Annotated in this window: 17 protein-coding genes; 5 read left to right on the top strand and 12 right to left on the bottom strand. The window is 74.4% G+C overall.

The features are described from left to right. Positions 1-6: 6 nt before the first annotated feature. From ACFVX9_RS01180 to ACFVX9_RS01210, 7 genes are read right to left on the bottom strand one after another with little or no spacing between them, the layout of a single operon-like run. On the bottom strand, positions 7-1251 hold the full coding sequence (locus ACFVX9_RS01180; RefSeq protein ID WP_387979776.1) for a beta-ketoacyl-[acyl-carrier-protein] synthase family protein: 1245 nt from the start codon (positions 1249-1251) through the stop codon (positions 7-9). Then, positions 1248-1559, bottom strand: a complete 312-nt coding sequence (locus tag ACFVX9_RS01185) for an acyl carrier protein (RefSeq protein WP_380334520.1) — start codon at positions 1557-1559, stop codon at positions 1248-1250. Before ACFVX9_RS01185 ends, ACFVX9_RS01180 begins: the two co-directional genes overlap by 4 nt. Beyond that, the gene (locus ACFVX9_RS01190; protein ID WP_387979778.1) at positions 1556-2662 is read right to left on the bottom strand and encodes a beta-ketoacyl-ACP synthase 3; all 1107 of its coding nucleotides are present in this window, start codon (positions 2660-2662) and stop codon (positions 1556-1558) included. Before ACFVX9_RS01190 ends, ACFVX9_RS01185 begins: the two co-directional genes overlap by 4 nt. After that, complete coding sequence (locus tag ACFVX9_RS01195) at positions 2659-3498, bottom strand: SDR family NAD(P)-dependent oxidoreductase (RefSeq protein WP_363630894.1); 840 nt, start codon at positions 3496-3498, stop codon at positions 2659-2661. Before ACFVX9_RS01195 ends, ACFVX9_RS01190 begins: the two co-directional genes overlap by 4 nt. Positions 3499-3527: 29 nt before the next feature. Beyond that, the gene (locus tag ACFVX9_RS01200; protein ID WP_387979780.1) at positions 3528-4610 is read right to left on the bottom strand and encodes a 3-oxoacyl-ACP synthase III family protein; all 1083 of its coding nucleotides are present in this window, start codon (positions 4608-4610) and stop codon (positions 3528-3530) included. A gap of 17 nt (positions 4611-4627) precedes the next feature. After that, entirely contained in the window at positions 4628-6595 is a 1968-nt protein-coding gene (locus ACFVX9_RS01205) for a hypothetical protein (protein ID WP_387979782.1), read from the bottom strand. After that, complete coding sequence (locus tag ACFVX9_RS01210; RefSeq protein ID WP_387979784.1) at positions 6592-7683, bottom strand: acyltransferase domain-containing protein; 1092 nt, start codon at positions 7681-7683, stop codon at positions 6592-6594. The genes ACFVX9_RS01205 and ACFVX9_RS01210 overlap by 4 nt, the downstream gene beginning before the upstream one ends. Before the next feature lie 336 nt (positions 7684-8019). Between ACFVX9_RS01210 and ACFVX9_RS01215 the strand changes: the two genes are divergently transcribed. Further along, complete coding sequence (locus ACFVX9_RS01215) at positions 8020-9348, top strand: tol-pal system YbgF family protein (RefSeq protein ID WP_387979786.1); 1329 nt, start codon at positions 8020-8022, stop codon at positions 9346-9348. A 38-nt stretch (positions 9349-9386) separates the two neighbouring features. On the opposite strand, the gene ACFVX9_RS01220 is transcribed toward ACFVX9_RS01215, so the two are convergent. Next, positions 9387-10460: a hypothetical protein gene (locus ACFVX9_RS01220; protein WP_380369291.1), complete on the bottom strand. Its 1074-nt coding sequence runs from the start codon at positions 10458-10460 to the stop codon at positions 9387-9389. A gap of 619 nt (positions 10461-11079) precedes the next feature. Here ACFVX9_RS01220 and ACFVX9_RS01225 point away from each other — a divergent pair. Both ACFVX9_RS01225 and ACFVX9_RS01230 read left to right on the top strand, forming a co-directional pair. Beyond that, positions 11080-12390, top strand: coding sequence for an MFS transporter (locus ACFVX9_RS01225; RefSeq protein ID WP_380369294.1), 1311 nt, complete (start codon positions 11080-11082; stop codon positions 12388-12390). Positions 12391-12441: 51 nt separating this feature from the next. Beyond that, the gene (locus tag ACFVX9_RS01230; protein ID WP_380483003.1) at positions 12442-13161 is read left to right on the top strand and encodes a hypothetical protein; all 720 of its coding nucleotides are present in this window, start codon (positions 12442-12444) and stop codon (positions 13159-13161) included. A 170-nt stretch (positions 13162-13331) separates the two neighbouring features. Here the strand turns inward: ACFVX9_RS01230 and ACFVX9_RS01235 are convergent, their stop codons facing one another. Then, positions 13332-14249 (bottom strand): hypothetical protein, encoded by a 918-nt coding sequence (locus ACFVX9_RS01235; protein ID WP_387979789.1) that lies wholly within the window; start codon positions 14247-14249, stop codon positions 13332-13334. Positions 14250-14473: 224 nt separating this feature from the next. On the opposite strand from ACFVX9_RS01235, the gene ACFVX9_RS01240 reads away from it, so the two are divergent. Continuing rightward, the gene (locus ACFVX9_RS01240) at positions 14474-15034 is read left to right on the top strand and encodes a hypothetical protein (protein ID WP_387979791.1); all 561 of its coding nucleotides are present in this window, start codon (positions 14474-14476) and stop codon (positions 15032-15034) included. A 225-nt stretch (positions 15035-15259) separates the two neighbouring features. Further along, positions 15260-16327, top strand: coding sequence for a hypothetical protein (locus ACFVX9_RS01245; protein WP_387979793.1), 1068 nt, complete (start codon positions 15260-15262; stop codon positions 16325-16327). Positions 16328-16451: 124 nt separating this feature from the next. On the opposite strand, the gene ACFVX9_RS01250 is transcribed toward ACFVX9_RS01245, so the two are convergent. From ACFVX9_RS01250 to ACFVX9_RS01260, 3 genes are read right to left on the bottom strand one after another with little or no spacing between them, the layout of a single operon-like run. Further along, complete coding sequence (locus ACFVX9_RS01250; protein ID WP_387979795.1) at positions 16452-18704, bottom strand: MMPL family transporter; 2253 nt, start codon at positions 18702-18704, stop codon at positions 16452-16454. After that, positions 18676-19899: a beta-ketoacyl-[acyl-carrier-protein] synthase family protein gene (locus ACFVX9_RS01255; protein WP_380369311.1), complete on the bottom strand. Its 1224-nt coding sequence runs from the start codon at positions 19897-19899 to the stop codon at positions 18676-18678. The genes ACFVX9_RS01250 and ACFVX9_RS01255 overlap by 29 nt, the downstream gene beginning before the upstream one ends. Next, complete coding sequence (locus tag ACFVX9_RS01260) at positions 19896-20168, bottom strand: acyl carrier protein (RefSeq protein ID WP_380369315.1); 273 nt, start codon at positions 20166-20168, stop codon at positions 19896-19898. The genes ACFVX9_RS01255 and ACFVX9_RS01260 overlap by 4 nt, the downstream gene beginning before the upstream one ends. Between the last annotated feature and the right edge of the window lie 11 nt (positions 20169-20179).

The raw sequence follows: 20179 nt of genomic DNA on the forward strand, positions 1-20179 counted from the left end.
CCGCTGTCAGCTCCCGGAGGTGGCGGCGGGGGCGAAGGCGAGGGCGGTGTTGTGGCCGCCGAATCCGGCCGAGGTGCTCAGTGCGAGGTGGAGGCGCTGGCGGCGGGGGCCGTCGTGGACCAGGTCGATCGCGCCGGTGTCCCGGTCCGGGAGGGCGAACCCCGCGGTGGCGGGGACGAGTTGGTGCTGCACGGTGAGCACCGTCAGGGCGGCTTCGATGGCACCGGCGGCGCCCATCGTGTGGCCGAGCGCGCCCTTGGCGGAGGTGACGGACGGGGGGCGCCGGGCGAAGAGCCGGTCGATCAGGCGGGCTTCCGCGGAGTCGTTGAGCGGGGTGCTCGTACCGTGGGCGTTGACGTGGTCGACGTCGTCGGGGCCGGCGCCGGCCTCGGCGAGGGCCAGCCGGGCGGCCGCTTCGAGTCCACGGGCTTCCGGGTGCGGTGCGACGGGGTGGTAGGCGTCGGCGGCGGTTCCGGTGCCGACCAGCAGGGCCCTGGGCGTGGGCTGCCGCGACGTCGCGTCCGGCCGGCGTTCCAGGACGAGGAAGCCCGCTCCCTCGCCGATGACGAAGCCGTCGCGGTCCGCGTCGAACGGGCGGGAGGCGCGGGCGGGGTCGGTGTTGCGGGAGAGCGCCTTCATCCGGGCGAATCCGGCGACGCAGACCGGAGTGATCATGGCGTCGGTGCCGCCGGCCAGGGCGATGTCGCAGGCTCCGGTGTGGAGCAGCAGGGCCGCGGTGTGGATGGCGGCGGCCCCGGAGGCGCAGGCCGTGGCGGTGTGCAGCACCGGGCCCGTCGTGCCGAGCTCGATGGCGAGTTGAGCTGCTGCCATGTTCGGCAGGAAGGCGGGGAGCGCCAGTGCGGACACGGCGGAGGGGCCCAGGGTGCGGAGTCGTTCCGCCGCGTGTTCGTAGCTGCCGACTCCTCCGGCGGCGGAGCCGAGGACCAGGGCGACCCGGGCGCCGTCCCAGCGCGCGGGTTCGAGGCCCGCGTCGGCGACGGCCTCCCGCGCGGCGGCGATGGCGAAGCGGGTGGCGCGGTCCAGCCTCCAGGGCTGACGGCCACCGACCAGCGCGGCGGAGTCGCCGGGGACCCGGCAGGAGAGGACGACGGGGAGCCCGGCGAGCGCCGGATCGGGTGCGGCGGTGCTGCGGGCGTCGAGGACGCCTCGCCAGGTCGGCTCCGCCCCGTGACCGGCCGGGGTGACCAGGCCGATCCCGGTGACGGCGAGCGGTGGGCGGGCCGCACTCATGCGGCTGGGCCGGGCGGCTGCTCGGGGTCGACGGACGGGTCGGGCCGGACGGAGGCGACGGGCCGGACGGGCTGCGCGAGCAGGGCGTGGATGCGGTCGACGAGCTGGCCCACCGTCACGTCGGCGGCGGAGTCGAGGTCGTCGTCCAGGGCGACGCCCCAGTGTTCCTGGAGGGTGACGACGAGTTCGATCCGGGCGAGGGAGTCGAGGTCGAGCTCGTCGAGGGCGGCGTCGTCGCCGATCGTGTCGGAGGGGGTGTCGAACTTCTCGGTGAGCAGGGTGACCAGGTGCTCGCGGACGGGGTTCACGGTGGGCTGACCTCCTCGTGGTCGTGGTCGTGGTCGTGGCGCGGGGGCCGGGGTTCCGGGGCGGCCGTCCGTACGGGTGCGTCCGGCCACAGCAGGGTTGCGGAGGCCCAGGTGAGACCGCCGCCGAAGGCGGTGAGCAGAGTCGGGGCGCCCGGGCGGCAGGCCCCTCGGGCGGCGGCGTCGGCGAGGGCGAGCGGTACGGAGGCGCCCGCCGTGTTGCCGACGTCGCGGATGTTGCCGAAGCGGTGCCGCGGCGGGATGCCGAGGCGGTCGGCGACGGCGTCCAGGATCCGCTGGTTGGCCTGGTGCCCGATGAAGGCCTCGACCTCGCGGGCCTGCCAGCCGGTCGCGGCCAGGGCGGCCCCGGCGGAGGCGGCCATCCGGCGTACGGCGTGGGCGTAGACCTGGCGCCCGCGCATCCGGAAGTAGCGGTCGCCGCGCCCGAGGGCTTCGGTGGCGGGGAGTCGCGGGCCGCCTGCGGCCACGGTGATCAGGTCGCTCCCGCCCCCGTCGCTGCCCCAGTCGGTCTCCAGCAGGGCCCCGGGTTCGGTGGTGTCCCCGGGGCGGAGCACCACCGCGGCGGCGGCGTCGCCGAAGAGCGGTGCGGTGTCGCGGTCGAAGGGGTCGACGATGGCCGAGTACTTCTCGGCCGCGACCACCAGGGGGGTGCGGCAGGCGCCGCTGCGGAGCAGGGCGGAGGCCGTGGCCAGGCCGTAGAGGAAGCCCGAGCAGACGGCTGCGAGGTCGAACGCGGGGACCGGTCCGAGGCCGAGTCGGTGGGCGACCTCCGGTGCGGTGGCCGGGCAGGGGCGGTCCGGCGTGGTGGTGGCCAGCAGGAGCAGGTCCGGGCGCAGGCCCGGGGAGCCGGTGGAGTCGATCGCGGCGCGCGCGGCGGCCGTGGCCAGGTCCCCGGTGCTGACGCCGGGTCCGGCCAGGCGCCGGCGGTGGATGCCGGTCCGGCCGGTGATCCACTCGTCGGTGGTGTCCAGGCCGCCCCGGGCGATGATCTGGGTGTTGGTCACCTCCTGGGGCGGGAGGCTGGAGCCGAGGCCGGCGATCACCGCCGTGGCGCGGTGGCCGGGGGCGGAGGGTGAGGAGGTCATGCCGCGGCGAACGGGGAGGGCGGCTTGGGGGTGCCCGCAAGACCGCCGTCGGGGACCGAGAGGCCGCCGTCCAGGGCGATCGCCTGCCCGGTGAGGAAGGCGGAGGCGGGCGAGGCCAGGAACAGCGCCGCTGCGGCGACCTCCTCCAGCTCGGCCCAGCGCCCCATGGGCACATGGGCCAGCAGCCAGTCGGTGAGCGCGGCATTGGTGTGGACGGCGGCCGTCATGTCGGTGCGCACCCACCCGGGGCACAGCGCGTTGACCCGGATCCCGCTGCGGGCCCAGCCGACCGCGAGGCTGCGGGCGAGGGAGACCTGGGCGGCCTTGGTCGCGGCGTAGACCTCCATCATGGGCGTGCCGACCAGACCCGCGACCGAGGACATCAGCACCAGGCTGGCGCCGTCCGACTGCGCCAGGTACGGGTGGGCGTGCCGGCAGATCGCGGCGGTGGCGTTGAGGTTGACCGCGACCACCTCGTCCCAGACGTGCTGCGGGAGGTGCTGCAGCGGTGCGAGGAGTGTGCTGCCGTCGGGGTTGGTGGGCAGGATGCCGGCGTTGTGGACGACGATGTCGAGACCGCCCAGGGCCTGGGCGGCCTGGTCGACGATGGCGGCCTGCCCGGTGTCGGCGAGGTCCCCGGGTACCAGGACGGGGGTGCCACCGTAGCGGGCCACCTGGTCGGCGGTGTGCTTCAGCGCGGGCCCGGTGCGGGCGGAGAGGGCGAGCCGGGCCCCGGCCTGGGCGAGCGCGACGGCGACGGCCTGGCCGATGCCGCGCGAGGAGCCGGTCACCAGTGCGCGGCGGCCGTCGAGGCGGAAGCGGTTGAGGATGGTCATGGGGGTGTTCCTCCGGTTCCGGCGGGGCGTCAGTCGGTGGCGTTCCGGGCGGTGCTGTCCCGGGCGGGGGTGTCCCGGGCCAGGGTTTTCAGGTCGCTGCTGGACCGGACGGGCGCGCGCAAGGAGCGGGCGCCCGTCCAGGTGAGCAGGGCGCTGCCCCAGGTCAGGCCGGCGCCGAAGACGCAGACGAGCACGCGGGCCCGGTCGGCCAGCAGGCCGCGGGCGGCGGCGTCGGCCAGCGCGAAGGGGGCGGAGGCCGCGCCGATGTTGCCCGTCAGGTCTCCGGTGATGTGCAGGCGTTCGGCCGGGATGCCGATCCGGTCCGCGACGGCGCGCAGGAGCAGCGGGTTGGGCTGGTGGGTGATGAAGGCGTCGATGTCCTTGAGGTCGAGGCCGTGGTCGGTGAGGGCCTGGTCGACGAGGCGGGGGAAGATCTCGGTGATGAAGTCGCGCACGACCCGGCCGTCCATGTGGATGTGGTGCAGCCCGGCGTTCAGGCTCTCGGGGCCGGCGGGTATCCGGCTGCCGCCGGCGGGGATCAGCACGTGGTGCGCGCCGCGGCCGTCCGAGCCGAGGCGGAAGCCGTGGAAGCCGGCGTCGTCGTGGACGGGGCCCAGGACGGCTGCGGCGGCGCCGTCGGCGAAGAGGACGGCGGTGGCTCGGTGGGCGGGGTCGATGAACTTCGAGTAGGCCTCGACGCCGACGACCGCCGCGTACCGGGCGCCGGGGGTCGTGGCCAGCCAGGCGTGCGCGACCTTGGCCGCGAACAGCCAGCCGGAGCAGGCCGCGCTGACGTCGAGTGCGACGGCGTTGCCGGCGCCGGTGAGGGCCTGGATGCGGCAGGCGGTGGCCGGCCCGAGTTCGTCGGGCGTGGAGGTCGCCGCAACGACGAGGTCGAGCCGCTCCGGCGGGATACCGGCGGCCTCGCAGGCGGCCAGTACGGCGGCCGCTGCCAGGTCCGAGGCGGCCTCGTCGGGTGCGGCCCGATGCCGTTCGACCACGCCGGTGCGCTCGGTGATCCAGGTGGCCGAGACCCCGGCGGGCGGGCCGACCTCGTGGTTGCCGCGGACCTCTGCGGGCAGGTACGTGCCCATGCCCAGGACGCCGGTCATGGGGGGCTTCCTTCGGTTCACGACGTGCTCCCGGTGCGATCGGAGGAGCCGGTGGAGGAGCCGGTGGAGAAACTGGTGGAGGAACTGGCGGGGGCGCCGGCGGAGGCACCATGGGCGGCCAGGAGCGCGGCGGCGTAGTCGGGCTCGTCGAGGGCGGTGCGGGCGAGGCCCGCCCCGGGGTCGAGGGCGGCCACGATGTCCGGCAGGGCCTGACGCAGCCGGTCGCACAGGACGTCCATGGCGGCGGGCAGGGCACGCACGGCCGTGGGGGTGAGCACGCCGGTCGCCAGCAGGGGGCCGGCCAGGCGGCGGGCCTGGCGCAGGCCGTCGAGCGCGGCGAGGTCGGCCGCCTGCGGAACGGGCCACCCGCGCCGGTGCGCGGCGCTCCCCTCCACCGCGGCCTCAGCCGCGAGCCGGCGGGCCTGGACGTCCCCCAGCTCCAGGGCGTCCTCCAGCAGCGGGTTCCACAGCTCCAGGTCTCGCTGGAGCGAGCCGTGGAGCGACTCGGCACGGTCCGCCGCCGCCGCGGCGAGGTCGTCGGCGAGCCGGTCCTGCAACGCGGTGACGGCCGCAGGCCACCACGCGGCGTCGGTCGGGTCGGCCGGGAAGCGACAAGGGTCGGCCGGGAACCGGCCCGGACCGGCCGGCCGCCGATCGGGGCGTGCCCGCTCCTCGGCGAGGGCGCGGCCGGCGTCGAGCAGGATGAGGGTGTTGTCGCCGCCGGCGTTGTCGAAGGCGCGGGCGAAGCCGAGGTAGCCCGGCAGCCGGTTGTGGTCGAAGAGGCCCGACACCCCGCAGCGGTGCTGGAGGGAGTCGACGAGGTCCGCCACGGCCCGGGTGCTGTGCGCCTTGTAGAGGGCGAGCGAGCGGTCGACCGCGGCCCAGGGCGAGAAGGTCATCGCCGTGCCCGGCCCGTCGGAGGGGCTTGCGGCGCGCAGGCCCGCCCACGTGGACAGGGCCGCCCGGGCGGTGCAGCGCAGGGAGAAGGCGGCGGCCAGCGCTCCGACGACGGCGTGCTGCTGGGTGCGGTACTCCAGGACCGGGCTCCCGGGCGCCAGCCGGCCGTGCGAGCGGCGGCCCGCGCTGAACCGCCAGGCCATCGCCGCGCTGCGGCCCGCCAGGCCGGCCATCGCGGACGGCAGGGTGGCCCACAGCCCCTGGCCGCAGCTCAGGGTCCGCTGGAGGCGGGCCTCGGCGCTGGGCTGAGGGTCGTGCAGCACGCCCGTGGCGTCGATCCCGGCCCCGTCCGCCAGCCAGCGGTCGTACGGGATTCGGGCGCCGTGGAACCGGACGAGGCCGTAGGGCAGCGGGAGCGCGCCCACCGGGAGCGGGCCGGAGACCGACACACCCGGTGCCGGGCGGCCGTCGGCCCCGGTGATGTCGACGAGGAAGGAGAACACTCCCCCGTCCCGGGCGCCCGTCAGCAGCCGTGCGCAGACCACCGCCTGCTGGGGCAGGCCGAGCGCCGCGACGGAGGAGAACTTCGCGGCCCGGTGGTCCGGGGTGTGCAGTGTGAACGCGCGGCGGACCGGGTCGAACCGGGCCTCGGTACGGATCCCGAGGTGGCTGCCGGCGTCGCCGATCTCGGTGACCAGGAAGGAGCCCTTGGTGCGTGCGTGCGCGAGGGCACCGTCCGGGTCCGCGGCCTTGCCGCCCAGGAGAACCAGCGAGCCGACGCACAGGGTGTAGTGGGAGAGGAAGGTCTGGTAGAGCGATGGATCCGCCAGTGCCGTCGCCTCGCTGAGTGCGGCCAGCAGCTCCGCGTCGGCGACCACCTCGGCCGCCGGCGGCAGCGAGGCCGCCAGACGGGCCAGCCGCCGGTGCGCGCTGACGTCCGTGCGCAGGGCTGACGCCCCGTGTTCGGCCCGGTGGTCCGCCAGGAGCTGTCTGAACTCCGCGGCCCGCCGGGGAGGGAGCAACGCCGAGAGGCGGGTCAGGACGTCGATCGCGTCGGCCTCCTCGCCGGGCCTCCGTTCGGTGTTCATGAGTCTCCCCGTGCGGCCGTCGTGGTCGGGTGGTGGTGGTGCGACGTGCCCTCCCCCGGCGCGGCGGGAGGCGGGCAGGAGCGCGGGGGCTCCAGCGGCGACTGGGGCGGGGACGGAGGGCCGGTCGGCCACGGACCGTCGGCGACCGGCGCGAGCGCGTCCTGCCGCGGGTCGATCCTGCGCACGCTGTTCGTCAGCGTGCTGCCGGTGCCTGCCTCGACGACCAGCGAGGCGTCCGCCAGCGCCGCGCCGAACACCGCGGGCAGGTCGAAGGGCCTGACCAGGCAGGCGGACAGCGCGCTCGGCAGGTCGCTGTCCGCGCGGTAGAGCCGGCCGGCCACCGCCGAGTACACCGGTCGGCGCGGCGGGGACAGGCGCAGCCGTCGGGCGAAGTACGCGAACGCACCGGCCTCGTGGACGAGAGCCGGGTGGTGGCTCATGAACGGGAGCCGCAGCCGCTGCACCCCCACGCCGTGCGCCGTCGCCGACCGTTCGACGACGGCGAGCCCGTCGAGCGGGCCGGAGACCACCGTCTCCCCGCCGTGGTTGACACAGGCCACCACCACGCCCGTGCCCGGCCCGGCGGCCGCGAGCAGCCGGCGGGCTGTGGCCGGGCCCGTGCCCAGCAGTGTCATGCCGCCACCGTGGCCGGTCAGCAACTGCCCGAGCCGGCAGGCCAGCCGGGCCCCGTCGGCGACCGAGCAGCATCCGGCCGCGGTCAGCGCGGGGATCTCGCCGAAGCTGACCGCCAGGAGACGGTGCGCCCGGCAGCCGTCGACTTCGAGTGCCCGGTGCACCGCCAACGACACACCGAACAGCGCGAGTTGTACGGTCCCGGGCGGCTCGGCGGCCAGCGCGCCGGTGCTGAGCGGGGAGCCGCCTGTCAGTTGGGAGCCACCACCCGAACGGGAGCCGCCTGTCAGTTGGGAGCCGCCTGCCAGCCGGGGGCCGATCGGTGCCACCCCGAACTCGGCGGCGACCACGTCGGCCTCCTCGAAGACCTCGGCGACCGCGCGTGCCAGCGACCCGACGCGGGGAAGCGTCCGCAACAGCGGGGTCAGACTGAAATCCCCCTGCCCGGGGAACATGTGAACGAACTTTTCGATGGCCGTGGGACTCTGCGGACGCTGCGGGCCGGACATCACGGATTCCGCCTCCACCCTGGGGCACGCTCGAAGGAAACGCCCCGACGTCACTGATGGTGGAGTCTGCGGCCGCGCTCGCGGGCGCTTTTCGACGGCCGGCCCGTCAAGCTTTTCCGGGCGTCAACTTTCAAAGAATTAAACCGAGTTGAGAATCCCATTCGGGTATCCCGGCGGCACCGCGAGCGGATAGCATGGCGGGATGTGCGCAGCGCGACCGCGTACCGCGGAGGCCGGACCGGGCCGCCGTGAGCGCGGCGTCGACGACCCGCCGGGAGAGACATGGCCGTCCGCCGTGTGCCCAACGCCCGCCTTCGCGAACTCCTCGAAGAAGCCCAATGGACCGGAGAGCAACTGGCCCGGGCCGTCAATCAGATCGGCACCGAATCCGGATGGGCCCGGGCCTACGGGCGCGCCTCGGTGCACCAGTGGCTCACCGGAGCTGTTCCCCGCAAGCCCGTCCCCCACCTCGTCTGCGCGGCGCTGGGCCGTCGGCTCCGACGGCCCGTCACCCTGGCCGACGCCGGATTCGGCGGCCCGCCACCGGACGCCCCGCCGCCGGATTCCCCGGCGGTGCTCGCACGGCTCGCTGCGGCGGCCGTCACACCCGATCGCCACGGGAGCCTCCTCTCCTACCAGCCGCCGCCCGCCCCGTCCGGAAGCCCGACCGGCCTGACCGAAGCCCCGAGCGGCCCGTCGGTACCCGCGGGCGCAAAGGCGCCCCCGCCCCAGCCGGACGCGCTCGCCCTGCTACTGCCCGTCTTCTCCGCGATCGACCGCGTCCACGGCGGAGGCCAGGCCCGCACCGCACTCGCCGCGTTCCTCTCGACCACGGCGGCGCCCATGCTCGCCGCACCCGCCCCGCCCGTCCGGCACTTCGGCATCCTCGGAGCCACCGCCCGACTGTGCTACCTGTGCGCCTTCATGCACATCGACGACGACCTCAACGGCCTCGCCGGCCAGTACTACCGCCTCGCCCTCGACCTGGCCCGGCACGCCGGCGACACGGCCGCCCAGGCGATGACCCTGCGCGCCATGGCCACCCAGGCCTACGAACTCGGCCACCGGCGCCAGAGCCTGCGCCTGGCGCAAGCCGCCGCCGACTGCCGCATCAGCTCCTCGGCGCCGCGGCTGCGCGCCTCCGTCCTGGGGCAACTCGCCCTGTCCGAGGCCGCCGTCGGCGATCGGACGGCCGCGCTGCGCCACATCGGCGACGCCCGCGACCTCCTCACGAACGCCACGGGCCCGCCGCCGCCGATCGGCGACTACCACCGCGCCTCGTGGGACCACCAGCGGGCCCTCGTCGGAGTCGAACTCGGCGACCCCGCCGGGGCGATCAAGCTCCTGGAGGTGTCCGCCGCCCGCAGGCCCCGGGGCGAGTCCCGCTCCCGTGCCGTCATCCTCAGCAGGCTGGCCGAACGGCAGCTGGCGGCCGGGCACATCGAAGCCGCCTGCGCCACCTGGCACGAGTTCCTCGACGTCTACCCGCTGCTGGCTTCCCGCCGGGCCCATCTGGCCAGGGCGCGGATGCCCGGGCTCCTGCTCCCCCACCGACGACGGCCGGCCGCGGACCACCTCATCCAACGGGCCACCGCCCTCGGGCGCGTCTGACGATTCGCGCCCGCGGCACCGTCCGGGCCTTCTCCCCGTCAGGGCCGGCGCGGAGTCCGCGCGAGGACGTCGGTCGCGACCTCCGTGACCGTACGGTGGTAGGCCACGCTCACCGGCCCCAGGCCGCCGATCGCCCCGACCACCGCGTCCGTCGCGTCTCCAGCGCCCTCGGCCGCCCGCAGCGGGGCGATCACACCGACAGTCGCCGCCGCCGCGATCTCCTCGGGCCGCAGGGCGTTCAGACCGTTGAACGCCACGAACGCGCCGGAGCGGATCGACGCCGCCACGGCGCTGCTGGCGGAGACCAGTACCAGGTCGCTGGACTCCGCCACCGCGCGGACGGCGCGCCGCCGGTCGGAGGAGCGGTAGCACCACTGATCGGGGTGCTGGCCCCGAAGCAGCGGGAACCGCACGCGCAGCACCCCGAGGATCTCCGCGACCTCCTCGACCGGTGAGCACGGGTGCTGGACGAAGGACAACCGCTCGGGATCGACGGACCGCAGGGCCCGCGCCCCGGCCGCATCCGGCACCCGGACCCACCCCGCCTGCTGCGCGCCCGTCTGCTGCGCGGCGGGGCCGGCCGGGGCGAAACCGCCGCAGCCGAGCACGAGGACCGTGTCCCCGCGCGCCTCGTACTGCCGGACGGCGGCCCACGTCGCGGCCGCCCGCGGACACTCGGCCTGCCCCGCGCCCCCTGCGGACGGGGGAAGCCGGTTCAGGGGCTGGGACGGGACGACCGGGGTCGGTCCGCACGCGGGCTCCGACGCGCAGACGATCAGCCGTCTGGTCCGCACCGTGGCCGACCAGACCCGGACGGCCTCCGCCGCCACCGCCTCCTGGCGGGCCGGAGCGATCACGGCGATCCCCACCACGGCCCCGTCCAGGTCGATGTAGGTCGTGGCGAACAGCCGCCCGCCCCGGCCCGCCGGCAGGATCCCGCCGGCACCGATCCGGGAGGCGAACCCGCGCTCGTGGAGCCACCCGGCCACGAGCGGGGCCGCCGGGCAGGTCACCGGTCCGCGCGTCGGATGGACGTAGCCGGACAAGACGGTGATCGGACCGTCAGGGCCCGATGCCACGTCGGACTGCTCCGTCAACCGGGACCGGTTCATGCCGGCTCCTCCCAAGGGTGGCTGGCCACGTCGTTCGGCTCCGGCGAAGATCGCGGATGCCGTTGGTGATCTTCCGAGTGTGCCCGGTGAAGCCGCGTCGGCGAGCTGCGGACAGCGCCGTGGACAGAGGTGTCGCCGACGGGCGTCCGACAGCACTCCGGCGACGGCAGCGGGGGCCGGAGCGGGCGACGGGCCGGGTGTGAAAGTCGGATTCTCCATGAATCCGACCCGCCAGTGAGCCACATGCGAATGGAAGTCGCATTGTCCTGGCGGTCGGACGGCCGGAATCCACTCCACAGCACGACGATTCACCGGCGACACGATTAACCTGAACGCCACATTCGGACAAGAAGTCGAGTCGACCACACGAACCACGAACTCCCTTACTTTCGAGCCGAGTTGAACCAACCTCCGACCGGTCACGCCGGACGCCCCGGCGAACCCCCGGAGTTCGGGGCAAAGGTTCCGTGCGCACGCGAATAGTCCAGCCCGCGACGGCCTGCGTGGCGCGATGCCACCGGCGCTGGAATATTGCTAGAAGTGACGGCAGTCACACGCAATGGAGTTCGATGTGCGCTTCGCGACGCGCGATGTCCGCCGCTCGGTCATCGTCAGCCTCATGGGTACCACGCTCGTCTGGTACGACTTCTTCCTCTACGTCAACGCTTCGGTGCTGGTCTTCAAGCACCAGTTCTTCCCCTACCTCTCGCCCTTCGCGGCGACGCTCACCGGCATCGGCCTCTACGGGGCCGCGCTGGTGGCACGGCCGGTCGGCGGGGCGTTCTTCGGGCACCTCGGCGACCGCCACGGCAGGCGCCCCGCCCTGGTCGGCGCGCTGCTGCTGACCGGGGCCTCCACCGGCCTGGTCGGGCTGCTGCCCGGCTACGGCCAGATCGGCTTCGCCTCCCCCCTCCTGCTGGTCACGCTGCGCCTGCTCCAGGGGCTCGGCCTGGGCGGTGCGTGGGGGGCCGCCACCGTCGTCGCGCACGAGTGCGCCGAACCGGGTCGCCGGGGGCTGGTGTCGAGCTGGGCCCAGATCGGCGCGCCGGCGGGCAACCTGCTGGCGTTCGGGGCCATGACGGCGGTCTCCGGTGCGCTGACCCCCGCCCAGTTCATGACCTGGGGCTGGCGACTGCCCTTCCTGCTCTCCGCCGTGCTGGTGGTGGTGGGGCTGTGGGCCCGGGCGCGGATCGAGGAGACCCCCGCCTTCCGGGCGCTCACCCTCACCGGGGCCCGCAGCAGGCGGCCGGTCATCGAACTGATCGCCCGGCACCGCAGGAAGCTGCTGATCACCACGGCGATCACCGCCGGAGCCGACGTCGTGCTCTTCGGCTTCTCGTTCAACTACGTCCTCACCCTGCTGCGCGTCGCCGGCCTGTCGCTCAACGCCCTGATCGCGCTCTCGCTCCTCGCCCCGCTCGCGCTGATCGCCCTGATCCCGTTCTTCGGCGCGCTCTCGGACCGCTACGGGAGACGGCGCGTCTGCCTGGCCGGGACCATCACCACGGCGGTCTGGGCCGCCGCGTTCGCGCCCCTGCTGCGCTTCGGCTCTCCCCCGGTCCTGGTGCTCGCCTACCTGCTGTCGCTGGTGGGCTTCGCCGCGATGTACGCCCCCCAGGCTGCCCTGGTCTCCGAGCTCTTCCCGAGCCGTGTGCGCCTCAGCGGAACCGCCGTCGGCTACCAACTGGGCGGACTCCTCGGCGGCACCCTCGCCACCTACCTGACCGCCGAGGCCACCGACTGGTTCAAGTCCCCGTCCGTGACCCCGCTCTACGTCCTCGCCGTCCTGGTGGTCAGCGGTACGGCGCTCCTCACCCTCGCGCGCCACGGCGAGGACGACGGCTCCCCCGCAGCGGCCGGGCCCTCGGACTCCGGGTTCCCCACCCCGTCGAGCCGTCCCACAGCCCCGGCCCCCGGACTCCCCGGGTGAGCCGGCCCCCAGCACCACCGGGCTCCCCCACCCCAAGAAAGGCACGACCCCATGAAACACCCCATCGGTATCGCGGCCGCCGCCCTCACGGCCGGCACCCTGGTCGGCGGACTGCTCGTGTTCGACACCTCCGCCGTCGGAGTGCCCCAGGTCATCACCTGTGAGGACAGCTTCACGATGACCTTCAGCTCCGGCCTCACCCTCGTCCCCCAGGACAACATCACGGCCACCCTCGGCAACCCCAAACTGCTCAACTGCACCGGTGACGCCCCCATCACCCAGGCGGACTACGTGGGGACCGGCCTCGGCAACGGCGTGACCTGCGCGGCCGGCAGCTACCAGAACGCGCCCGGCACCCTGCAGCGCGTCACCTGGGAGACCGCGAACGGCCAGCCCACCACGGAGGACCCGGGCACCACCGACTTCACCTGGGACATGCAGCCGATCCAGGACCTGCTCAAGTCGAGCAACCCCCTCAGCGGCGGCATCACCGCGGGCCGCTACAAGGGCGCCACCTGGACGGTGGTCCTCGACCCGGTCAAGTCCAACATCGACCTCACGGCCTGCAGCACCCCGACCGGCCTGAAGTCGATGACGCTGGACGGGACGGTCACCATCACGCTGCCCACCGGCACGCAGTCCCCCACGCCGACACCGACCTCCACCTCCAGCCCGACTTCCACCGCCACCCCCACGCCCACCGCCACACCCACGGCCACCCCCACGGCCAGGCCCATGCCCGTCCCCTTCGTCCCCGCGCAGGACGCCTGATCCCGAACGGGCGCCCCACCGCCGCGCTCCCGCAAGCCCCGCCCCTCGCTGCGGAGAGGGCGGTGCCCGGCGAACTCGGGCCGGGCGGGACGAGCCTCCTGGACACGGCGGCCTGACGAAGCGCTGGGCCCCGACGCCGATCAAGCGGCGCCGGGGCCCAGTCCGCTGTTCTAGAAGGTGAGGGTGATGCAGCCGTTGCCGCCCGCAGCGCCCTCGGTGCCGTCCTCGCCGGGGGTCTGGGGGTCGTCGAAGTTGCCGACGTAGTCCTGGCCGTCGCCACCGTCCCCGCCGTCCCCGCCGTCGCCGGTGCCCACGGGGCAGGCGGCCGGCACAGGAGCCCCCGCTGCACCGCCTTCGCCGCCCACGCCGCCCGTGCTGCCGGGGACGGTGTCGCCGACGGTGGCCGGTGTCACGTCGACGCCTTCCTCACCACCGGCGCCGAGGTCACCGTCGGATCCGCCCGTGCCACTGGGCCCTCCGCCCTTGCAGGCGGAGGCGGGGACGCTCCCTCCGCCGTGGCCTCCCTCGCCCCGGGCGCCTCCGAGCACACTGCCCGCGCCCCCGCCACCGGGGCTTGACCCGCCGTCCACGGCTGCCAGGACGACTGCGCCGCCGGTGAGGGTGGATCGGCCCCCGGCGCCCCCGGCGCCGCCGTCGGCGCCCGGGTCGGTCTCCTCACCGGCGACACCTCCCGCTCCACCGGCTCCGCCGCTGCCGACGGTGAGGGTCAGCACGTCGCCGGGGGTGACGGCCAGGGTGCAGGTGACCCGGGCCCCTCCTCCGCCGCCGCCTCCCGCCCCGCCCCCGCCGCCGCTCTTGAAGAGGCCGGTGCCACCTCCGCCGCCCCCGCCGCCTCCCCCGGCACCCGACGCGACGAGGGTGACGGTGATGCCGGTGACACCGTCCGGGACGGTGAACGTGGCGTCGGTGGTGAAGGTCCGGGTGGTCGCGTCCCGGGCGGGCGCGGTTGCACCGACGGGCAGCACCAGCGCCCCCGCGAGGCAGCCGGAACCGAGGGCGGCGCGCACCCTCCGGGGGCGGGCAGGCCTCACACGGGCTCCGGCTGTCACCCAATCGTCGTAGCTCATGCTCAAACAGTGCTGTGGCCGCGGTCCTCCCGCGACGCCGGAGTGGGGATCGGGTGACCCGACCCGTCCGCGGCGGGGCGCCCGCACCGCCCACCTGGCCGCCCCGTCCCGCTGTCCGAGTGAGACACGGAGCGCGCCGGTGCCGCACAAATGCCGGTTGATCGAGTACCGACGATCCTTGGCCCCAAGGCACAGCGCCGATGAACAGAGAGTAAGGACGACTGATGAGACGTTTGATGGTGGCGGCCCTCGTGGGCGGGTTGCTGTCGGTGGCGATCCCCGGCGTGGCCGGAACCGCACAGGCGACGGAGGTCCTGGACAACCTGACCTGCACAGGGCCGGCGACGTTGACGTTCAAGAACCCGGTGACCGACGCGGCGGCATCGAACTCGTACACGCTCGAAGGCAGTCTCGACGACTGTTACAGCGCCGCCGGAACCAACTCGAACGTCGGCCATGGCACGATCTCCTCGGTCGCCACCGGGACGTTCTCCTGCGAGTCCTACCATCCCTTCTCCGGAACGGCGACCTTCACCTGGTACGACGTCAACAACAGGGTCCTCGGCCGCACCACCGTCTCCTTCAAGGGCGGGGAGAAGGGCAACTCGGGCAGCAGCGAGGTGACCAACGACGAGACCGGCATCACGGACGTGACCAGCACCCTCCTGCCCCTCAACAGCTACCAGGGCAGCTTCGACCTGTCCGGCATCACCGGCTCCTGCGACACCGGAGTGACAGCCCTGACCGGGAAGCACGAGGTGGACTTCAGCCTCGCCTCGCTCTGAGCGCACAGCACGCGCTCCCGCGCCCCCGGGCACCGTCCGACGCCCGGGGGCTCGCCATTCCAGTGGCCACTGCTCGGAAGGGCACCGTTGCCGCGTCGACTCCGGCACGGTGACGGACCGGATGCCGTCAAGCGCGTTGACCGAGCTGCGACATGACTACGTGTCATGGTACGAACCGTTGGGCTGGAGCCCGCTTCACCGCTACGTGCCGATGGAGGCGCAGACATGGTCGATGGAATCCGCGAAGAGGACGAGTCCGGCGGGCCGGGGGCAGCACCGGTGGCACGCCGAAGCCTCCTCCGGGCCGCAGGACTGGGTGCCGCCGTGGTGGGCCTGGGCGCAGCCGTGCCTGCGGGAGCCGCAGCCGAGGACCGGTCCGCGACCCCCGCAGGCACCACCCGCCGGCCGGATGTGCTGAACAGCGTGAACCTGTACTGCTCGGCGGACGCGGGCACCTACATGGGCGGCGGGACGGCCACCGTGCAGGTCACGGTCGGCAACTTCAGCAGCGCCGCGGCCACCGGACCGGTGTCGCTGAAGGTCATCACCCCGTTCCACGCCAACGTCGCGTCGCTGCCCTCCGTCAGCGGCGCCACCTCCCGCTGGCTGTACCAGAACAGCGCGCCCGACGTGCCCTCCGTCATCCAGGTCTCGTTCAACGGCTTCCCCGCGAACACGGCCGTGACCGTGCCCGTCACCTTCACCCTGCTGCCCGCCGCCCCCAACATCCCCCCGATCGGCCGGGCGATCTTCACCACCGACGCGAACAACACCACCGACATGGACAGCGACCTGACCCGCAACGTGTGGGAGTTCGGCTTCGTCCGCTCCAGCCTGGCCACCCCGCCCCCCGGCAACGCCAACCTCTACTTCACCTCCCCCCAGCTGCCCCTGATCGCCGGAGGCGCGGCGGCCGAGATCCCGTTCCACTTCTTCAACGGCGCCGGCACCCTGTTCGACGGCACCCAGAGCCCCGCGAACTTCACCTTCTCCACCCCCTTCTACACCCAGGTCCCCACCGCCGGCCGCCCGCCCGGCCTCACCGCGCTCTACGAGAACAACGACCCCGCCATCCCCTCCGTCTACCGGCTCTCCGTCCCCCCGGGGCTCGGCTCCCTCGGCCCGCAGACCCCCGCCACCATCGGCATCCCCTTCCTGATGCAGAGCGGCGGCCCGAGGGAGTACACCGTCTCCTCCGCCATGATCACCCCCACCGGCGGCGACACCCAGGGCGACCTCACCATCGCCCACCACCACTTCGGCATGGTCTCCGTCATCAACACCGCCGTGTAGCCCGGTCGGATCACCGGCCTTGCTCCCGGTGTCCTGCGCCGGACCTCCGGCGCAGGACACCAGTACTCCGAGCCCGCTCCGCACGCCTCCGAGCGCCGGGCCCTCTCGGAACCCGCTCGCGCGCTCACTCCACCGCTTCCAGGCCCGGCAACGGCGCCGGACGGGGCCCGCTGGGCGCCGCCTGCCGCCGCAAGCGCGGTGCCCACCAGTTGAGTTCACCGAGCAGGCGCATGGTGGCGGGGACCAGCAGCATGCGCACCACGGTGGCATCGACGGCCACGGCCACCAGGACACCGAGGGCGATCTCCTTCACGGTGACGACGGGGCTGGTCGCGAAGGCCGCGGCGACCAGCACGATCAGGGCCGCCGCGGCCGAGATCAGCCCGCCGGTGCGCCCGAGGCCGGTCACCACGGCGCTCGCGTTGTCCATGCCGCCGCGGTGGAGCTCGCGGATCTGCGCGATCAGGAAGAGTTCGTAGTCGACGGAGAGCGCGAAGACGAACATCAGCATGATGGCGGCCTCCAACGCGCCGACGTACCCGGTGGGTTGGAGGCCCAGCAGCCGGGCGCCGTGGCCGTCCTGGACGGTCCAGGTGACGGCCGCGAAGGCGATGCCGAGGGACATCGTCGTGGTGATGACCGCCTTGAGCGGGACCAGCAGCGACCGGAAGGCCAGGAAGAGCAGGCCGAGCGTGACCACCAGCAGGTACCCGACCAGTGCCGGGAGCCTGGCCTTCAGGGTGTCCAGGACGTCGACGTTGGCCGCGGCCGGTCCGCCGACCAGGACGCGGCCGCCGTCGGGCGGGTCGAGCGCCCGCACGGCGCGCACCAGTTGCCCGGCGGCGGGAGCGTCCGGAGCCGCGTCGGTGCTGACGGTCAGTATGGCGCTGTGCGCGGTGCTGACGCGCAGCCGGACGTCCTGGGCGTTCGGCAGTCCGGCGAGCCGCTGCTGCCAGCGGGCCAGTGCGGCCTTGCCCGGCTGGCCGCCGATGTCGTCCCGCAGGTGGGCGACGACCTGGAGTTGGTCGAGCGCGGCCGCCGGGAAGTCCTCGTGCAGCAGTTCCTGGGCTCTGCGGCTGGCCGCCCCGGCGGGCAGGGTCCGCTGATCGCTCGCGGCCAGGTGCAGGCCGACGACCGGGGCGCTCAGCACCGCGATCATCGCGACGGCGGCGGTGAGCCAGGCCCACGGATGGGTGACGGCGCTCCGGCCGAGCCGGTACCAGAACCCCGTCTCCTCGCCCTCCGCCCAGGCACGTCCGAGACCGGCCCGTCCGAAGCCCGGCAGCCGGACGCACCCGGCCTCGACGCCCGGGCCGAGCACGGCCAGTACGGCGGGCAGCATGGTGAGGCTGACGGCGCCGGCCAGCGCGACGGTGACGGCGGCGCCGATGCCGAGGGAGCGGGTGATGGGGAACGGAAGCAGGGTCAGGCCCAGGACGGCGAGCGAGATGGCCGTCGCGGAGTAGAGCACGGTGTGCCCGGCGGTGGCCATGGTGGCGGCCACGGCCCGGTGCAGGTCGCCCCGGTGGCGCAGCTCGCGCCGGAAGCGGACGACGACGAACAGGGCGTAGTCGACGGACAGCCCGAGAGCGATCATGACGACGACGTTGCGGGTGACGTAGCTGACCGGCACCAGTGGGGCGAGCACGCGCAGCACCGCGAAGGACAGCGTGAGGCTCGCGCCGGCCACGGCCAGCGGCAGCAGGGCCGCGGCGAGGCTGCCGAAGAAGAGCAGCAGCAGCAGGAACAGCAGGGGGAAGACGTAGAGTTCGGCCCGGGTGAGGTCGTCGTCGACGGTGCGGTCCAGGTCGGCCTGGAGCGGGACCTGCCCGGCGTAGGCGACGGTGAGTCCGTCGGCGTGCAGCAGCCGGCGCAGCCGCTCGTAGGAGGCGGTCTTGGCCTGGTCGCCGGTGCCGGCCAGTCCGACGACCACGCAGGCCGCGTGCCCGTCGGTGGAGAGGAGTTCCCGCTTGCCGGTGTTCCAGTAGTGCTGGGCACCCGTCAGCACGGATCTGGGCACCTCGGCGAGCGCGGAGCGCACGGCTTCGCCGAACTCCAGGTCGTCCACGGTGAGGGTCTCGCTGCGGAAGACCACGATCGTGCTGGTCCCGCCCGCGTTGTAGTGGTGCTCGATGGCTTCGAGCGCCCGGCTGGACTCGGCCCCTTGGTTGGTGAAGCCGCCGTGGGACAGCCGCGCGGGCAGCCCGGCCCCGACGACCGCGGCGACGGCCAGCAGCAGGGCGGTGGTCCACAGCACCGCCCAGCGGTGGCGGGCGACGAGTGCGCCGAGCCGGGCCCCGGTGCCGTCGGGCGGCGCCGGGGTGGCTCGGACCGTACCCGCCCGGGGGTCAGTCCCGGCGCAGGGCGAGGACGACATTGTGGCCTCCGAAGCCGAAGGAGTGGCTGAGCGCCGCGTCGATGCGCTGCCGGCGCGCCGTCCCGGTGACGCAGTCGATGTCGAACTCGGCGATGTCGGGGGTGAGGTTTGCGATCGGCGGCACCAGCCCGCGTTCGATGGTCAGCACGGTGAGCGCCGCCTCGATCGCGCCGGCCGCGCCGAGGCTGTGGCCGAGCACGCCCTTGGGGGCGGTGACGCTGGGCTGGTGCGGCAGGGCGCGAGCGATCAGGCCGGCCTCGGCGGCGTCGTTGAGTGGGGTGGAGGTGCCGTGGGCGTTGACGTGGCCGATGTCGCCGGCGCCCAGGCCCGCGCTGCGCAGCGCCGTGCGCAGCGCCTGTTCCGCACCGGCGGCGCCCTGGGGCGGCGCGGTCGGGTGGTGGGCGTCGTTGCTGGCGCCGTGTCCGGCGAGCACGGCGCGCGCCCGGGCGCCGCGCGCCCTCGCGTCCGCGGCGCGCTCCAGGACGAGCACGGCGGCGCCCTCGGCCAGGACGAAGCCGTCCCGGTCGGCGGCGAACGGCCGGGAGGCGCCCGGTACGTCGTGCCCGCGTGCCGACAGGGTGCCCATCCGGTGGAACCCGGTCGCCACCAGCGGGCTGAGGGCGGCTTCGGCGCCACCGGCCAGGACGATGTCGCAGGACCCCGCGACCAGCAGGTCGTGGGCGATGGCCAGCGCCGTGGCACCGGAGGCGCAGGCGGTGGCGCAGGCGAGCGTGGGGCCGCGCGCGCCGAACTCCTGGGCCACCTCGCCGACGGCCATGTTGCCGATGACCATCGGGATCACCGTCGGCGAGACGTGGGCCGGCCCGCGCTGGTGGAGTCGGCGCAGTTGGTCCTCCCAGTGCGGCGCGCCGCCGAAGCCCACCCCGAGCACGACGGCGACCCGGGCGCCGTCCCACCCGCCGGTGTCCAGTCCCGCGTTCTGGACGGCCTCCCGGGCCGCGAGCAGCGCGAGCTTGCTGAACCGTCCGATCCGCCAGGCCTTCTTGCGCCCGACCGCCGTGTCCAGGTCCATGGCGGGGATGCGGCAGGAGAACGCCACCGGGGCGGCGTCGAGGTCCGGGTCCGGTGACGCGGTGGGTGTGCCGGCGCAGACCCGCTGCCAGGTCTCCTCGGCGCCGAACCCGGCCGGGGTGACCAGCCCCAGGCCGGTGACGGCGATCTCGGGGCGGTTCACGCGACCGGTTCGGTCGCGTCGCCGAGTCGGGCCTGGACGATCCGGGCGACGTCGATGAGCGTGCTCTGCCGGTCGGCGTCCTCCTGGCTGATCAGGATGCCGAACTCGTCCTGGAGCACGAAGGCGAACTCGGCCAGCGCGAGCGAGTCGACGTCCATCTCCTCGAAGGTGGCGTCGGGGCTGACGGCGTCGGCGGATACGCCGAACCGCTCGACGAGCAGGGTCTGGGCGGTGTCGCAGACGTCGTCCACGGAGAGCGTCGTGTCCATAGCGGTGGTTC

The sequence above is a fragment of the Kitasatospora sp. NPDC058243 genome, from assembly GCF_042882025.1.
Lineage (GTDB): Bacteria > Actinomycetota > Actinomycetes > Streptomycetales > Streptomycetaceae > Kitasatospora.

Bases quoted from the DNA above. Each gene is read 5' to 3' on its own strand.
- ACFVX9_RS01195 (WP_363630894.1), bottom strand. From the start codon at position 3,498: ATGACCATCCTCAACCGCTTCCGCCTCGACGGCCGCCGCGCACTGGTG.
- ACFVX9_RS01180 (WP_387979776.1), bottom strand. From the start codon at position 1,251: ATGAGTGCGGCCCGCCCACCGCTCGCCGTCACCGGGATCGGCCTGGTC.
- ACFVX9_RS01220 (WP_380369291.1), bottom strand. From the start codon at position 10,460: ATGAACCGGTCCCGGTTGACGGAGCAGTCCGACGTGGCATCGGGCCCT.
- ACFVX9_RS01240 (WP_387979791.1), top strand. From the start codon at position 14,474: ATGAGACGTTTGATGGTGGCGGCCCTCGTGGGCGGGTTGCTGTCGGTG.
- ACFVX9_RS01230 (WP_380483003.1), top strand. From the start codon at position 12,442: ATGAAACACCCCATCGGTATCGCGGCCGCCGCCCTCACGGCCGGCACC.
- ACFVX9_RS01245 (WP_387979793.1), top strand. From the start codon at position 15,260: ATGGTCGATGGAATCCGCGAAGAGGACGAGTCCGGCGGGCCGGGGGCA.
- ACFVX9_RS01210 (WP_387979784.1), bottom strand. From the start codon at position 7,683: ATGTTCCCCGGGCAGGGGGATTTCAGTCTGACCCCGCTGTTGCGGACG.
- ACFVX9_RS01225 (WP_380369294.1), top strand. From the start codon at position 11,080: ATGGGTACCACGCTCGTCTGGTACGACTTCTTCCTCTACGTCAACGCT.
- ACFVX9_RS01235 (WP_387979789.1), bottom strand. From the start codon at position 14,249: ATGAGCTACGACGATTGGGTGACAGCCGGAGCCCGTGTGAGGCCTGCC.
- ACFVX9_RS01260 (WP_380369315.1), bottom strand. From the start codon at position 20,168: ATGGACACGACGCTCTCCGTGGACGACGTCTGCGACACCGCCCAGACC.
- ACFVX9_RS01190 (WP_387979778.1), bottom strand. From the start codon at position 2,662: ATGACCTCCTCACCCTCCGCCCCCGGCCACCGCGCCACGGCGGTGATC.
- ACFVX9_RS01200 (WP_387979780.1), bottom strand. From the start codon at position 4,610: ATGACCGGCGTCCTGGGCATGGGCACGTACCTGCCCGCAGAGGTCCGC.
- ACFVX9_RS01205 (WP_387979782.1), bottom strand. From the start codon at position 6,595: ATGAACACCGAACGGAGGCCCGGCGAGGAGGCCGACGCGATCGACGTC.
- ACFVX9_RS01250 (WP_387979795.1), bottom strand. From the start codon at position 18,704: ATGTCGTCCTCGCCCTGCGCCGGGACTGACCCCCGGGCGGGTACGGTC.
- ACFVX9_RS01215 (WP_387979786.1), top strand. From the start codon at position 8,020: ATGGCCGTCCGCCGTGTGCCCAACGCCCGCCTTCGCGAACTCCTCGAA.